We start from the raw sequence: 14,434 nt of genomic DNA on the forward strand, positions 1-14,434 counted from the left end.
AACAGATAAAGGCCCAATCACATTCGGGTGACGGCGCGCTCAGTCAGCCGCTATCAGCGCCAGCAGATGCGGCCCCAACCCCTCGACAATGCGCGCGACGCCATCGGCATTGGGATGCAGCCTGTCAGGTTGGAAATAGAAAGGCAGATCCGCGGCGGCCACACCTTCGAGCCCGGCAAAGAAATCCGGTGCCAGCATGACCCCGTACTCCTCGGCCAAACCGGGATAGATCGCGTCGAACTCGGCCTTGAAATCGGCACCCAGGTTGCCGGGCGCGCGCAGGCCGATCAACAACACGTCCACCTCCTTTTCCCGCGCAACCGCCAGAACCCTTGACAGGTTCGCGCGGCTTGCGTCCGGGTCAATGCCGCGCAACATGTCGTTGGCCCCCAGGGCCACGATCATCGCGTCAACACCGGGCGTCAGGCCCCAATCCACCCGCGCCGCGCCGCCGGCGGTGGTATCGCCCGATACGCCCGCGTTGATGATCGTCACCTCGGCGCCGCGGTCGCGCAGCCATGCCTGCATCTGCGGGACGAACCCGTCCGCCTCGGGCAGGCCGAACCCCTGTACCAGGCTGTCGCCCACGGCCAGAACGGTCATCTCTTCGGCACAAAGCGGCGGCGCCAGCAAAAGAAAACCCGCAAGTACCTTGCCCCACAGGCCCCTGACCCCATATGTCAGAAAATTCTTTGCAATCAGGTGCAAATACATGGCTGATCCCATTCTGTCTCTTTCCGATGCCACGCTGTCCCTGACGGGAAATGCCGGGCTGGTCGAGATACTTAAGGGGATCACGCTGGATGTCCACCGGGGAGAGAGCGTGGGGCTGGTGGGCCCGTCGGGGTCGGGCAAATCCTCTCTCCTGATGCTGATGGGCGGGCTTGAGAAGGCAAGTTCTGGCCGGGTCAGCGCCCTGGGTCACGACCTGTCCGCGATGAGCGAGGATCAGCTGGCCCGCCTGCGCCGGGCGCATTTCGGAGTGGTTTTCCAGTCCTTCCACCTGATCCCGACGATGACCGCATTGGAAAACGTCGCCACCCCGCTGGAACTTGCCGGTCAGGGCGATGCGCAGGCCCGCGCCGCCGATGAACTGGCAGCCGTGGGGCTGACGGATCGCGCGGGCCACTACCCCTCGCAGCTTTCCGGCGGCGAACAGCAGCGGGTTGCACTGGCCCGCGCCGCCGCCCCGCGCCCCGATATCGTTCTGGCGGATGAACCGACCGGCAACCTGGACAGCGCCAATGGCGCGGCGATTGTCGATCTGCTTTTCGGCCTGCAGGAACGTCACGGCACCACGCTGGTTCTGGTCACCCATGCCCCGGACCTGGCGGCGCGCTGCGACCGGGTGATAACCCTGCATGACGGGCGCATCGCCCCGCAACAGCCCAATTCCGAGGCCGTGGAATGAGGCTGGGGATTGCCGCCCGGCTGGCCCGCCGCGAATTGCGCGGCGGGCTGCGGGGTTTTCGGATCTTTCTGGCCTGCATCATCCTGGGCGTTGCCGCGATCGCCCTTGTCGGCACCATCCGCGAGAGCATCGGCGCCGGCCTGACCGCCGAGGGCGCGACCCTTCTGGGCGGCGATGCCGAGATCGAATTCACCTACCGCTTCGCCACTGAGCCCGAGCGCGCCTGGATGGATGACACGGCGCGCAAAGTGTCCGAAATTGTTGATTTCCGGTCGATGGCCACGGTGCCCGGCGGCAAGCGCAGCCTCAGCCAGGTCAAGGCCGTCGATGACGCCTACCCGCTGACGGGCCGTGTCACCCTGAACCCGGACATGCCGCTGTCGGAGGCGCTTGCCGGGGCGGCGGGCCTGCCGGGCGCGGTCATGGACCCGCTGCTGGCGGACCGGCTGGACCTGCAGACCGGCGACAGCTTCCGGCTTGGCACGCAGGATTTCCGGCTGATGGCGCGGCTTGAGGTAGAGCCCGACGGGATCGCCAGCGGCTTTGCGCTCGGGCCGCGCACCATCGTCGCCACAAGCGCGCTTGAAAATGCCGGGCTGCTGGCCCCCGGTACGCTGTTTTCCACCAAGTACCGGATGCTGCTGCCGCCGGGCAGGAAACTGGACCTGACCCAGTACGAGGCGGTGAAGCGGTTTGAAAACAGCGGGATGCGCTGGCGCGATGCCCGCAACGGCGCCCCCGGCGTGGCCGAGTTCGTGTCGCGCCTCAGCGCCTTTCTGGTGCTGGTCGGGCTCAGCGGCCTGGCCGTGGGCGGCGTGGGAATCTCGGCCGCGCTGCGCGCCTTCCTGGCCGGCAAGACACAGACCATCGCCACCTTGCGCACCCTCGGCGCCGATCAGCGCACGATCTTCCTGACCTATTTCCTGCAGGTCGCGGCGCTGTCGGCGGTCGGGCTGGCGGCCGGTCTGGCCCTAGGGGTGGGTCTGCCCATCGCGCTGGCCCCGCTGATCGAGGCGCGACTGCCGGTGCCGGCGATCTTTGCGGTCTATCCCGCACCGGTGGCCGAGGCAGCGCTCTACAGCGTGCTCACGATCCTGGTATTCACGCTCTGGCCTCTGGCGCGCACGCAGGAGGTTCGCGCCGCCACCCTGTTTCGCGACGGCCTGGCGCCCGAGGCGGGCCTGCCCCGGCCGGTCTTCCTGCTGGCCACGCTGTTGCTGGTCGCCGCACTTCTGGCCGCGGCAATCTGGCTGTCCGGCAGTGCCCGCCTGACCCTGTGGATGATGGGCGGGATCGCCGGTGCGCTGGCACTGCTGGCGCTGTCGGCGGCGCTGATCCGCGGGTTCGCCCGCGGCGCCCGGCCCCGCATCCGCCGCCGCCCGCCGCTCAGCTGGGCCCTGGGGGCGATCGGCGGGCCGGGCGCCACCACCATACCGGTGGTCCTGTCGCTGGGGCTTGGCCTGTCGGTCCTGGCCGCCATCGGCCAGGTCGATGCAAATCTGCGCGGCGCCATCGCGGACGATCTGCCGACCCGCGCGCCAAGCTTCTTCTTCGTCGATCTGCAAAAGGACCAGATGCCCGGCTTCCTTGACCGCCTGGAAAACGACCCGGCGGTATCCAAGATCGACCGCGCGCCGATGCTGCGCGGGATCATCACCCGGATCAATGGCAAACCGGCGCGCGAGGTTGCCGGCGATCACTGGGTGCTGAACGGCGATCGCGGCATCACCTATGCCGGGCCGGTGCCCGACCGCACCACTCTTGTCGCCGGCACCTGGTGGACGCCGGGCTATGACGGCCCGCCGCAGGTCAGTTTCTCGGCCGAGGAAGCCGCCGAGATGGGCCTCAGCCTGGGCGATGAGATCACCGTCAACATCCTTGGCCGCGACATCACCGCCACCCTGACAAGCTTGCGCGAGGTTGATTTCTCGACCGCGGGCATGGGGTTCATCATGGTGATGAACCCCGCGGCCCTGACCGGCGCGCCGCATACATTCATCGCCACGGCCTACGCCACGCCACAGGCCGAACCCGCGATCCTGAACGACATCACCGGCCGGTTTCCGAATGTCACCGCGATCCGGGTGCGCGATGCGGTCGACCAGGTGGCCGGTATGCTGGGCGGGTTGGCGCGCGCATCCGCCTGGGGGGCATCGGCCACGCTGCTGACGGGCTTTCTGGTGCTGATCGGCGCTGCGGCGGCGGACCAACAGGCCCGCCGGCACGAGGCGGCGGTGCTGAAGACCATCGGGGCGACCCGCGCACAGATCCTCTATAGCCTGACATTGCGGGCGCTGCTTCTGGGGCTGGCCGCCGGGGGCGTGGCACTTGCGGCCGGGCTGCTGGGCGGCTGGGCGGTCAGCCACTATGTCATGGAAACCGCCTTTCGGATCGACTGGCATTCCGCGCTGCTGATCGTGGCGGGCGGCATTTGCGTATCCTTGCTGGCCGGGCTGGCCTTTGCCCTGGGTCCGCTTTCGGCGCGGCCCTCCCGGATCCTGCGCGCACAGACCTGACGCGGCCACGGATGGGGCGGGAGCGGCCCCGGCGGACCCAGGACCGCAACGACCGCGCGGCTGTCAGCCCTTGGCGCGGATTTTCTGCAACAGGGGCAACACCTGGGACATGTCCGGCCCGTGCGCCTGGCCCGTCAGCGCCTTGCGCAGCGGCATGAACAGCCCCCGGCCCTTGCGCCCGGTGGCTTCTTTCACCGTCGTGGTCCAACTACCCCAGCTATCCGCGTCATAGGGCCCTTCCGGCAGCAATTCCATGGCCTGAGCCACAAAGGCGCGGTCCTCGTCCTCGATCACCGGCTCGGCGCCATCGCGGAACATCGCCCACCAGCCGTCCAGATCGTTCAGCGTCGAGATGTTCTCGCGCGTGACCTCCCAGAATTGCGGCGCGATGTCGGCGGGCACGCCCAGCGCGTCAATACGCGCCCTCACCGCCTCATAGGGCTGCGCCTGCAGAAAGCGCGCGGTCAGCGGAAACAGGTCCTGCACGTCGAACTTGGTGGGGGCCGATCCGAACCGCCCGATATCGAACCCCTCGATCAGCGCCGCCATCTCGGTGCGCATCTCAACCGGATCGCTGGAGCCCAACCGCGCCATCAGGCTTAGCAGCGCCATCGGCTGCACGCCCTGTTCCCGCAGATCGCGCAGCGCCAGGGTGCCCAGCCGTTTCGACAGGCTTTCGCCCTGCGGTCCGGTCAGCAACGAGTGATGCGCAAAGGCGGGCACGGTGCCGCCCAGCGCCTCGATGATCTGGATTTGCGTGGCCGTGTTGGTGACGTGGTCCGATCCGCGCACCACATGGGTCACTCCCATCTCGGTATCGTCCACGACCGAGGCGATGGTATAAAGCACCTGCCCGTCGGCCTTGATGAGCACCGGGTCGCTGACCGATGCCGCGTCGATCGAGATCTCCCCCAGGATGCCATCGGTCCACTCGATCCGCTCCTGATCCAGCTTGAACCGCCAGACGCCATTGCCCCGCTCGGCGCGCAGCTTGTCCTTCTCGGCGTCGTTCAGGGCCAGCGCGGCACGGTCATAGACCGGCGGCTTGCCCATGTTGAGCTGCTTCTTGCGCTTGAGGTCCAGCTCGGTCGGTGTCTCGAACGCCTCGTAGAACCGGCCCATGTCGCGCAGCCGGTCGGCGGCAGCGGCATAGCGGTCCAGCCGTTCGGACTGCCGCTCGACCCGGTCCCAATGCAGGCCCAGCCATTCCAGATCACGCTTGATCCCGTCGACATATTCCTCCTTGGACCGCGCCGGATCGGTATCGTCGATCCGCAGGATGAACGTGCCGCCCGCCTTGGCGGCGATCAGGTAATTCATCAAGGCGGTGCGCAGGTTGCCCACATGGATGTAACCTGTGGGCGACGGAGCGAAACGGGTGGTGGTCATGGGCTGTCTCCTACAGCGTCTCCGGGGATACCGGTCACCGGTTCTGCGCCCGGAAATGCGAAAACTCAAGTACCAGCGTCGTTGCCAACGAAGTTGCGAACACGTGCAACGCCCTGGTGCAACCGGCAGATGTCACAGCCGCGCCCGATTGTCCAGATTTCGCATCCGCGCCACTGCACCGGCCCGCCCTGCCCCGCACCGGCACAGAGATCGCAGGATGCCCGGGTCAGGTGGGCTGTACCTCCCAGAGGTCATTCAGATCGCGCAGCCCGGCACGCAGCAGCTCGGCCAGAACATCCATGTCTATATCCGCCAGCTTGTTGATATAAAGGCACGATTTTCCCAGCTTGTGCTTGCCCAGACGCGCAAGGATATCGCCGTAATCCTGGTATCCCGGCATGATGTAGAGGCTCAGGTTCGCCTTGCGCGGACTGAAACCGGTTGCCAGGAAATCGCCCTCGCGGCCGGACGCGTAGACATAGTGGTACCGCCCGTAGCCGATGATCGAAGGCCCCCACATGCACGCGCGATAACCTGTCACATCGCTGAAGAACCCCAGCAGGGTCTCGGCGTCCCGACGCCGCCCATCGTGGTCGATCGCGGCCACGAATTCCTCGGGGTTCTGGTCCGTCATCCGGGTCTTGTTGGCACTCATCTCGGATTTCCCCCTTTGCTGACTTTGCTGACCCATAACATTAACGTGAGGAGGTCGCCCCCGCCAACAACCCGCGCTATCCTCTGCTCGAGACCAGACAGGAGAGACCGATGACCAACCCCACGCTGACCCGCCGATCACTGATAGCATCAACCGCCGCCCTGCCCCTCGCAACAATTGGCCTGCCCGCACAGGCCGGTGCACCCATGCTCGGGGCCGCCACACCCGGGTTCAAACGGATCACGCTGGGCAATTTCGAGGTGACGACGCTGGTGTCCAACAGTTTCCCCCGCGAAGATCCGCATTCGATCTTTGGCCTGAATGTCAGCGAGGAGGAATTCAACGAGGTATCGCAGGCGGCGAACCTGCCCACCGACAAGGCCACCTTCTTCTTTACTCCGACGGTCGTGAATACGGGCAGCGAACTGGTGCTGTTCGACACCGGGTTGAGCGCTGCGGATATCACCGGCGCGCTTGCGGCCGCTGGTTATTCCGCCGATCAGATCGACGTTGTGGTCATCACACATATGCACGGGGATCACATCGGCGGGTTGATGAATGATGGCGCGCCCACCTTCGCCAATGCCCGCTACGTCACCGGCGCGGTCGAATTCGACGCGTGGTCGAAGGCCGACAACGAAAACTTCGACAACAACATGAAACCCCTGGCGGAAAAGACCACGATGATCGACCCCGGAACCGATGTCGTGTCGGGCATCACCGCCGAGGAGGCATTCGGCCATACGCCCGGGCATATGACCTACAGGGTCGATAGCGATGGCAAACAGTTTCTGATCGCCGCGGATTTCGCCAACCATTACGTCTGGTCGCTGGCCCACCCCGATTGGGAGGTCAAGTTCGACATGGACAAGGCAGCCGCCGCCGCCACCCGCAAGCGCCTTCTGGACATGATGGCCGCCGACAAGATCCCCTTTGTCGGCTATCACATGCCCGCGCCCGGGATCGGCTATGTCGCGAAACATGGCGACGGCTATGCCTATGTCCCCGAAAGCTACCAGCTACAGCTTTAACTTAAGGTTGTAAGCTCACGATTTTACTTCGTAAAACCTGAAAGACCAGCGCGTACCACTCTGTGGCGGGCTGGTCTTTCTTGCGTCGCAGCCGCCGTTTGTCCTATTCGGCATTCGGTTTTTCCTGCCATCGCCCAAGGTCGGGCCTCAGCACGGCTCAGCCCCCGTCCCGCCAGCGATTGACGATCGGATAGCGGCGATCCAGCCAGAACGCCTTCTTGCTCAGCCGGGTGCCCGGCGCCGACTGGAACCGCTTGTATTCGCTGATGTAAAGCAGGTGTTCGACCCGCTTGGCATCAGCCCTTGCATAGCCCGCCGCCACGCAATCGGCGATCGAGCCGTCCTGATCCACCAGGATTTCAAGGATGCCGTCCAGCACCGGGTAATCGGGCAATGAATCGCTGTCTTTCTGATCCTCGCGCAGTTCGGCCGAAGGCGGTTTCTGGATCACGTTCGGAGGTATCACCTCGCCCGCCGGGCCCATCATCCAGCCCCGGTGGTTGGCATTGCGCCATCGGCAGGTGTCGAACACGCGGGTCTTGTACATGTCCTTGATCGGGTTGTAGCCGCCGGCCATGTCACCATAGATCGTGGCATAGCCGACCGCGACCTCGGATTTGTTGCCGGTGGTCAGCAGCATCTCGCCGAATTTGTTGGACAGCGCCATCAGAAGCAGCCCGCGCAGGCGGGACTGGATGTTTTCCTCGGTCACGTCCGGCCGGGTTCCCTCGAACAACGGTGCCAGCGTGTTGGTAACGGCAGCGCGCGCCTCGGAAATCGGCACGAAATCATAGCGGCAGCCCAGGTTTTCCGCGATCTCCCTGGCATCGTCCAGCGACGCCTTCGAGGTATATTCCGAAGGCAACATCACGCAACGGACATTGTCCGGCCCCAGCGCATCCACGGCGATTGTGGCCACAATGGCAGAATCGATGCCGCCCGAAAGCCCCAGCAGCACCTTCTTGAAACCCGTCTTGCGCATATAGTCGCGCAGGGCCAGCACCATGGCGTTGTAATCCTGCTCGTAGGCGTCGGGCAACAAGGCCAGATCGCCCTTCTCCGCGCGCCAGCCATCAGAGCCGCGCACCAGATCGAGATGGGCAATCGCCTCTTCGAAAACCGGCATCTGCAAGGCCAGTTCACCGCCGGGGTTCAGCGCAAATGTGCCGCCATCGAACACCTGGTCGTCCTGCCCGCCCACCAGGTTCAGATAGATCAGCGGCAGGCCGGTTTCGACGACGCGCGCGACCATCAGGTTCTGCCGCACCTCCATCTTGTTGCGGTAGTAGGGCGAGCCATTCGGCACCAGCAGGAACTCCGCCCCGGTTTCGGCCAGCGTCTCGGCCACGTCCTCGTGCCAGGCGTCCTCGCAGATCGGGCTGCCCACACGCACGCCATCGACGACGTAAGGCCCGCCGATCTCGGCGGCGTCGTAGATGCGCACCTCGTCGAAGACGGTTTCGTTCGGCAGGTGATGCTTGAGCACACTTGCGCTGGTGCGGCCGTTCTTCAGAATGTAGTAGGCATTGAAAAGCCCGTCGTCTTCGACCGCCGGGCCGCCCACCGCCAATGCCGGACCCTCGGCGCAATCCCGCGCCAGTTCTTCTATCTTGGCAATGGCCGCCTGGTGAAAGGCCGGTTTCATCACCAGATCCTGGGTGTTGTAGCCGGTGATGAACATCTCGGGAAGGGCCACCATATCCGCACCCGCCTCACGTCCGGCCTCCCATGCCTTGCGCGCCAGCGCCGCGTTGCCGTCAAGATCGCCCACGGTGGGGTTCATCTGCGCCAGTGTCAGGCGAAACCTGTCGGCCATGTGAAAAGCCTCGTGATTGCATTCCCTGCCTGATTTAGCAGATCAGATAGCAAGGGAAAGCCGATTTGACCAAAACCCGTTGTCAGCCCACGGTCTGTCCACTAGATTTCTCCCACCCGCGCGTCACATGCGGGATGGGGTATTCGGGGCAAAAATGAGATTTTCACTGACAAGAACCGTTTTTCTGGGCCTCGCGCTGACCGGGGCGACCGGCCTGAATGCGCAGGATGGTGAGGTCCGCACCAAGCAATATGACGATGGCGGGATCTACGAGGGCACGTTCAAGAACGGCCTCCAGCATGGCACCGGCACCTACACATTGCCCAATGGCTACGAATATACCGGCGAATGGGTCGAGGGCGAGATCAGGGGCAAGGGCGTCGCGCGCTTTCCCAACGGGTCGATCTACGAGGGGGAGTTTGCCAAGGGCAAACCGCACGGGATCGGCATCATCGTGTTCAGTGACGGCGGCACTTACGAGGGCCAGTGGGAGGATGGCAAGATCACCGGCCAGGGCGTCGCGCTTTATGCCAACGGTGTGCGTTACGAGGGCGGGTTCTTCAACGCCATGCACAGCGGCCGTGGCACCATGACCAGCCCGAACGGGTATGTCTATGACGGTGACTGGGTCAATGGCGTCAAGGAGGGCAAGGGCAAGATCACCTACCCCGATGGCGCGGTCTACGAGGGCGAGGTGGCGCGCGGTGCGCGTGAGGGCGAAGGCACGCTGACCATGCCCGACGGATTGATCTATACCGGGTTGTGGAAGGGTGGCCAGATCAACGGTACCGGCAAGCTGACGCAGCCCAACGGCGATGTCTACGAGGGCACGCTGGTACAGGGCCGCCGCGAGGGCCAGGGCCGCGTGACCTATGCCAATGGCGATGTCTACGAGGGCCAGTTCCTGGACGATCTGCGTGACGGACAGGGCACGTTCACCGGCACTGACGGCTATAAATACGAAGGTACCTGGGTGGCCGGCAAGATCGCCGGCCAGGGCAAGGTCACCTACCCCGACGGATCGGTATACGTCGGCGAGTTCCGCGACGATCTGGCCAATGGCGAGGGCAAGATCACCTATCCCGACGGCTCGACCTACGAGGGCAGCTGGGTGGACGGCGTGATCGACGGGAGCGGCCGCGCGACCTATCCCAACGGGCTGGTCTATGAAGGCGAGTACAAGAATGCCAAGAACCACGGTCAGGGTGTGATGACCTATGCCGACGGCTACCGCTACGAGGGTGAATGGGTCGAAGGCCAGCGCCAGGGCCAGGGAACCGCGACCTATCCGGACGGCACGGTCTATACCGGCGCGTTCAAGGATGGCCAGCGCCACGGCCAGGGCGCGATCACGATGCCCGACGGTTTCAAATATGAAGGCGAATGGCAGAATGGCGAAATCAGCGGCCAGGGCGTGGCCACCTATCTGAACGGCGACGTCTACGAGGGCACCTTCCGCCGGGGCAAACGCCAGGGCCAGGGCACGATGCGCTATGCCACCGGCGAGGAAACCAGCGGCGAATGGCAGGACGGTGCGCTGGCCGAAGAAAGCGATGGCAACTGAGCCGCCATTCCAGTGGCCTAAACCGTTTCCCCCGCATCAAGACGCGCCAGCAGGGCACGGGCCTCGTGCAGGACCGTATCGCGCCTGTCGGCATCCATCCGGTCCCAGGTACGGTACATGTTGCCCATCCGGGGATTTTCGCTGAACCGGTCGCGGTGCCGGTGCAGGAAATGCCAGTATAGCAGGTTGAACGGGCAGGCCTTGTCGCCGGTCTTGTCCTTGACCGAATAGGTGCAATCCCCGCAGTAATCCGACATCCTGTTGATGTAATTGCCGGAACTCACATAGGGCTTCGAGGCGATGATGCCGCCATCGGCAAACTGGCTCATGCCAACGGTGTTGGGCGCCTCGACCCATTCATAGGCATCCGCATAGACCGCCAGGTACCATTCATGCACCTGTTTCGGGTCGACGCCGGCCAGCAGCGCAAAATTGCCGGTGACCATCAGCCGCTGGATATGGTGGGCATAAGCCTCTTCCCTTGTCTGCGCCACCGCGTGGGCCATGCAGTTCATCCCGGTCTCGCCGCCCCAGTACATCCAGGGCAAATCGCGTTGGTGGCCCAGTACATTGCGTTCAGGATAGTCCGGCCCCTCGCGAAAATAGAGCCCGCGAACGTATTCGCGCCAGCCGATGATCTGGCGGATATAGCCTTCGGCGGCGTTGATCGGCACGGTTCCCTTCTGCCATTCCGCCTCGATCCGCTCACAGATCTCCAGCGGCCCCAGCAGGCCGAGGTTGAGATAAGGCGACAGCACGGAATGGTGCAGGAACCGGTCTGATTGCAGCATCGCATCCTGAAAGTCGCCGAACCCGGCCAGCAGGTTCTTGGCGAAATGATCCAGCGCCCGCAGCGCCTGCGTGCGGGTCACGGCAAACCAGAACGGGCGCAGGGTGCCGAAATTGTCACCGAACCGCGCGTCGACCAGATCGAGCACGTCCTGGGTGATCTCATCCGGGGTGAACCGCATCGGTTCCGACCGCCGCAGGTCTTCCTTGGCGGGTTTACGGTTGTCGTGGTCATAGTTCCACTTCCCGCCCGCGGGCTTGTCATCGTCCATCAGCAGCCCGGTCTTGCGGCGCATGTCGCGGTAGAAATATTCCATCCGCAATTCCTTGCGCCCGTCAGCCCACTCTTCGAACGTGTCCAGCGTGGCGATGAACCGGTCATCGGGCAGCATGTGAACCGTCAGCGGGGCGTTTTCCAGCGCCCCGAGCAGCCGCCATTCGCCCGGCCGGGTCACCAGCACGTCGGTCGTGCCATGTTCCTGCCCACGCCGCATCAGTTCGCCGACAATGGATTTCGAGGCCTCCGCGTCATCAAGCCGTGTATAGGCGACCTGCCAGCCATCTTCGCGCAGCTCTTCGGCGAAATGCCGCATCGCCGACAGCACCAACGCGATCTTCTTGGGGTGATGCGGAACATAGCCGGTCTCGTCCGCGACCTCGGCCATCACCACCAGATCGGTGTCGCGATCCGCCTCACGCAACGCCGTGAGACCGCTGCTCAGCTGGTCGCCGAGCACGAGGATCAGACGCTTTACCATGGCACCCGCTTGCCCGCCCAATCGAAGAACAGGCCGGTGTCCGAGGTGTCCAGCCCGTCGATCACTGCCAGCAGGTTCTGCGCGGCCTCCTCGGGCGGGACCGTCTTGTGACGCCCGGCATATTTGGCGGTGAAATCGGTGGCCACGGTGCCGGGATGCAGCGAAACGCAGATCGCATCCTTGTGGGTACGCCCCAGTTCGATCGCGGCAGAGTGAATCATCTGGTTCAGCGCCGCCTTGGCCGTGCGGTAGGAATACCAGCCGCCCAGCCGGTTGTCGCCGATCGACCCCACCCGCGCGGACAGCGCCGCAAAGACCGACCGCCCGTCGCGTGGCAACAGCCTGATCGCGTGCTTGAGCACCAGCGACGGGCCGATGCAGTTGACGGCGAACTGGTCCGCCATCGCCTTCGCGCTGATGGCCTGCAACGTCTTCTCCGGCTGCGCCCCGTCAATCTCCAGCGCGCCGGAGGCCACGAAGATGAATTCACAGAGCCCGTCGAGTGTGCCCAGTACGGCCTCGACCGATGCCTCGTCGGTCACGTCCAGCCCGTCACCGGATCGTGACAGCGCCGTCACGGTAACGCCGCGCCTGCGCAGCACTTCGGTCAAGGCCGACCCGATGCCACCCGATGCGCCGATGATCAGTGCGTTTTTCATGGGCCTGCAGCTAGCGGAACAATTGCGCGGATCAATAGAAAAGCCTCTTTTATTTCCGCGCAACCGCGCCTATCATGCCGCACATGATGACCAACGGGCATATCACCTTTACCGCGCGTCGCATTTCCGGCGTGCGCAGTGCTGCCCTGCTACTCCTGAGCCGCCTCTGAGCGTGCCTTTCGGCGCGACCGCTCAGAGGATGTGCCCTTTCGCGCCACCAGGCTTAGGATAGACATAAAAGAGACCCGACATGACCGATCAGACCAAAGACCGCGTACCGCCAGCGGCGGACAAAGACCGGGTGGTGATCTTCGACACCACCTTGCGCGACGGCGAACAATCCCCCGGCGCGACCATGACCCATGAGGAAAAGCTGGAAATCGCCGGACTGCTGGATGACATGGGCGTGGACATCATCGAGGCGGGGTTCCCGATTGCGTCCGAGGGCGATTTCAACGCCGTGACGGAGATTGCGAAAAACACCCGAAACGCCGTGATCTGCGGCCTCTCGCGCGCCAATTTCAAGGATATCGACCGCTGTTGGGAGGCGGTGCAGCACGCCCGCCGCCCCCGCATCCACACTTTCATCGGCACCTCGCCCCTGCATCGCGCCATTCCCAACCTCACCCAGGATGAAATGGCCCAGCGCATCCATGACACCGTGACCCATGCGCGCAACCTCTGCGACAACGTGCAATGGTCGCCGATGGACGCCACGCGGACGGAATGGGATTACCTCAGGCGCGTGGTCGAGATCGCGATCAAGGCCGGTGCCGGCACGATCAACATCCCCGACACCGTGGGCTACACCGCGCCGGTGGAATCGGCCGATCTGATCCGCCGCCTGATCGCCGAGGTTCCCGGTGCGGACGAGGTGATTTTCGCCACCCACTGCCACAACGACCTGGGCATGGCGACCGCCAATTCGCTGGCTGCCGTTGCCGGCGGCGCCCGCCAGATCGAATGCACCATCAACGGTCTGGGCGAACGCGCCGGCAACACCGCCCTGGAAGAGGTGGTGATGGCGATGAAGGTGCGCGGCGACATCATGCCTTACCATACCGGCATCGACACCACCAAGATCATGCATCTTTCCCGCCGGGTTTCGAACGTTTCGGGTTTCCAGGTGCAACCCAACAAGGCCATCGTCGGCAAGAACGCCTTTGCGCATGAATCGGGCATTCACCAGGACGGGATGCTGAAGAATGCCGAAACCTTCGAGATCATGCGCCCCGAGGATGTGGGCCTGACCGAGACCAATATCGTGATGGGCAAGCATTCGGGCCGCGCCGCCCTGCGCTCGAAATTGAAGGATCTGGGGATCGAACTGGCCGATAACCAGCTCAACGATGTCTTCGTGCGGTTCAAGGAACTGGCCGACCGCAAGAAGGAAGTCTATGACGAGGATCTGATTGCCCTGGTCAGCGCCGGCGAGGATGCCACAAACGACCGTCTGGTGATCAAGTCGCTGCGCGTCGCCTGTGGCACCGGCGGCCCGGCCGAGGCCACGCTGGTCATGGCCATTGACGGGGTGGAAAAGACCGCAAGCCAGTCCGGCGATGGCCCGGTCGATGCCACGTTCAAGGCGGTACGCGAGCTGCACCCCAACAGCGCGCACCTGTCGCTTTACCAGGTGCACGCGGTGACCGAAGGCACCGACGCACAGGCCACGGTATCTGTCCGGCTTGAAGAAGACGGCAACATCGCCACCGGCCAGTCCGCCGACACCGATACGGTCGTGGCCTCCGCCAAGGCCTATGTGAACGCCCTGAACCGACTGCTTGTACGCCGCGGCAAGGTTGGCCAGGACAAGCGCGAAATAAGTTACAAGGACGTGTCCTGACAC

11 protein-coding genes are annotated in these 14,434 nt (G+C 64.3%); 5 read left to right on the plus strand and 6 right to left on the minus strand.

Features of this window, described 5'->3' with window-relative positions:
• Window positions 1-39 precede the first annotated feature (39 nt).
• Window positions 40-714, minus strand: coding sequence for an arylesterase (locus AAFO92_RS11600; RefSeq protein WP_347535217.1), 675 nt, complete (start codon window positions 712-714; stop codon window positions 40-42).
• Between AAFO92_RS11600 and AAFO92_RS11605 the strand changes: the two genes are divergently transcribed.
• Complete coding sequence (locus tag AAFO92_RS11605; RefSeq protein WP_347535219.1) at window positions 713-1,411, plus strand: ABC transporter ATP-binding protein; 699 nt, start codon at window positions 713-715, stop codon at window positions 1,409-1,411. The genes AAFO92_RS11600 and AAFO92_RS11605 overlap by 2 nt on opposite strands.
• On the plus strand, window positions 1,408-3,927 hold the full coding sequence (locus tag AAFO92_RS11610; RefSeq protein ID WP_347535221.1) for an FtsX-like permease family protein: 2,520 nt from the start codon (window positions 1,408-1,410) through the stop codon (window positions 3,925-3,927). Before AAFO92_RS11605 ends, AAFO92_RS11610 begins: the two co-directional genes overlap by 4 nt.
• A gap of 63 nt (window positions 3,928-3,990) precedes the next feature.
• On the opposite strand, the gene gltX is transcribed toward AAFO92_RS11610, so the two are convergent.
• Window positions 3,991-5,316, minus strand: a complete 1,326-nt coding sequence (gene gltX, locus AAFO92_RS11615; RefSeq protein ID WP_347535223.1) for a glutamate--tRNA ligase — start codon at window positions 5,314-5,316, stop codon at window positions 3,991-3,993.
• A 226-nt stretch (window positions 5,317-5,542) separates the two neighbouring features.
• Window positions 5,543-5,971 carry a DUF1801 domain-containing protein gene (locus AAFO92_RS11620; RefSeq protein ID WP_347535225.1) on the minus strand — a complete coding sequence of 143 codons (429 nt, stop codon included), beginning with the start codon at window positions 5,969-5,971 and terminating at the stop codon, window positions 5,543-5,545.
• 110 nt (window positions 5,972-6,081) lie between these two features.
• Here AAFO92_RS11620 and AAFO92_RS11625 point away from each other — a divergent pair, with 110 nt between their 5' ends.
• On the plus strand, window positions 6,082-7,002 hold the full coding sequence (locus AAFO92_RS11625) for an MBL fold metallo-hydrolase (RefSeq protein WP_347535227.1): 921 nt from the start codon (window positions 6,082-6,084) through the stop codon (window positions 7,000-7,002).
• A 157-nt stretch (window positions 7,003-7,159) separates the two neighbouring features.
• Here the strand turns inward: AAFO92_RS11625 and AAFO92_RS11630 are convergent, their stop codons facing one another.
• Window positions 7,160-8,818, minus strand: coding sequence for an NAD+ synthase (locus AAFO92_RS11630; RefSeq protein ID WP_347535229.1), 1,659 nt, complete (start codon window positions 8,816-8,818; stop codon window positions 7,160-7,162).
• Between the two features lie 154 nt (window positions 8,819-8,972).
• Here AAFO92_RS11630 and AAFO92_RS11635 point away from each other — a divergent pair, with 154 nt between their 5' ends.
• On the plus strand, window positions 8,973-10,382 hold the full coding sequence (locus AAFO92_RS11635) for a 2-isopropylmalate synthase (protein WP_347535231.1): 1,410 nt from the start codon (window positions 8,973-8,975) through the stop codon (window positions 10,380-10,382).
• Window positions 10,383-10,399: 17 nt separating this feature from the next.
• Here the strand turns inward: AAFO92_RS11635 and AAFO92_RS11640 are convergent, their stop codons facing one another.
• On the minus strand, window positions 10,400-11,929 hold the full coding sequence (locus AAFO92_RS11640; RefSeq protein ID WP_347535233.1) for a cryptochrome/photolyase family protein: 1,530 nt from the start codon (window positions 11,927-11,929) through the stop codon (window positions 10,400-10,402).
• Window positions 11,923-12,588 (minus strand): SDR family oxidoreductase, encoded by a 666-nt coding sequence (locus AAFO92_RS11645; RefSeq protein ID WP_347535235.1) that lies wholly within the window; start codon window positions 12,586-12,588, stop codon window positions 11,923-11,925. Before AAFO92_RS11645 ends, AAFO92_RS11640 begins: the two co-directional genes overlap by 7 nt.
• Before the next feature lie 250 nt (window positions 12,589-12,838).
• Between AAFO92_RS11645 and AAFO92_RS11650 the strand changes: the two genes are divergently transcribed.
• Window positions 12,839-14,431 (plus strand): 2-isopropylmalate synthase, encoded by a 1,593-nt coding sequence (locus tag AAFO92_RS11650; RefSeq protein ID WP_347535237.1) that lies wholly within the window; start codon window positions 12,839-12,841, stop codon window positions 14,429-14,431.
• The last annotated feature ends 3 nt before the right edge of the window (window positions 14,432-14,434 follow it).

Source organism: Roseovarius sp. CAU 1744 (assembly GCF_039839345.1).
Lineage (GTDB): Bacteria > Pseudomonadota > Alphaproteobacteria > Rhodobacterales > Rhodobacteraceae > Roseovarius.

Coding starts and splice junctions, on each gene's coding strand:
- AAFO92_RS11605 (WP_347535219.1), top strand. CDS start 713: ATGGCTGATCCCATTCTGTCTCTTTCCGATGCCACGCTGTCCCTGACG.
- AAFO92_RS11600 (WP_347535217.1), bottom strand. CDS start 714: ATGTATTTGCACCTGATTGCAAAGAATTTTCTGACATATGGGGTCAGG.
- AAFO92_RS11610 (WP_347535221.1), top strand. CDS start 1,408: ATGAGGCTGGGGATTGCCGCCCGGCTGGCCCGCCGCGAATTGCGCGGC.
- gltX (WP_347535223.1), bottom strand. CDS start 5,316: ATGACCACCACCCGTTTCGCTCCGTCGCCCACAGGTTACATCCATGTG.
- AAFO92_RS11620 (WP_347535225.1), bottom strand. CDS start 5,971: ATGAGTGCCAACAAGACCCGGATGACGGACCAGAACCCCGAGGAATTC.
- AAFO92_RS11625 (WP_347535227.1), top strand. CDS start 6,082: ATGACCAACCCCACGCTGACCCGCCGATCACTGATAGCATCAACCGCC.
- AAFO92_RS11630 (WP_347535229.1), bottom strand. CDS start 8,818: ATGGCCGACAGGTTTCGCCTGACACTGGCGCAGATGAACCCCACCGTG.
- AAFO92_RS11635 (WP_347535231.1), top strand. CDS start 8,973: ATGAGATTTTCACTGACAAGAACCGTTTTTCTGGGCCTCGCGCTGACC.
- AAFO92_RS11640 (WP_347535233.1), bottom strand. CDS start 11,929: ATGGTAAAGCGTCTGATCCTCGTGCTCGGCGACCAGCTGAGCAGCGGT.
- AAFO92_RS11645 (WP_347535235.1), bottom strand. CDS start 12,588: ATGAAAAACGCACTGATCATCGGCGCATCGGGTGGCATCGGGTCGGCC.
- AAFO92_RS11650 (WP_347535237.1), top strand. CDS start 12,839: ATGACCGATCAGACCAAAGACCGCGTACCGCCAGCGGCGGACAAAGAC.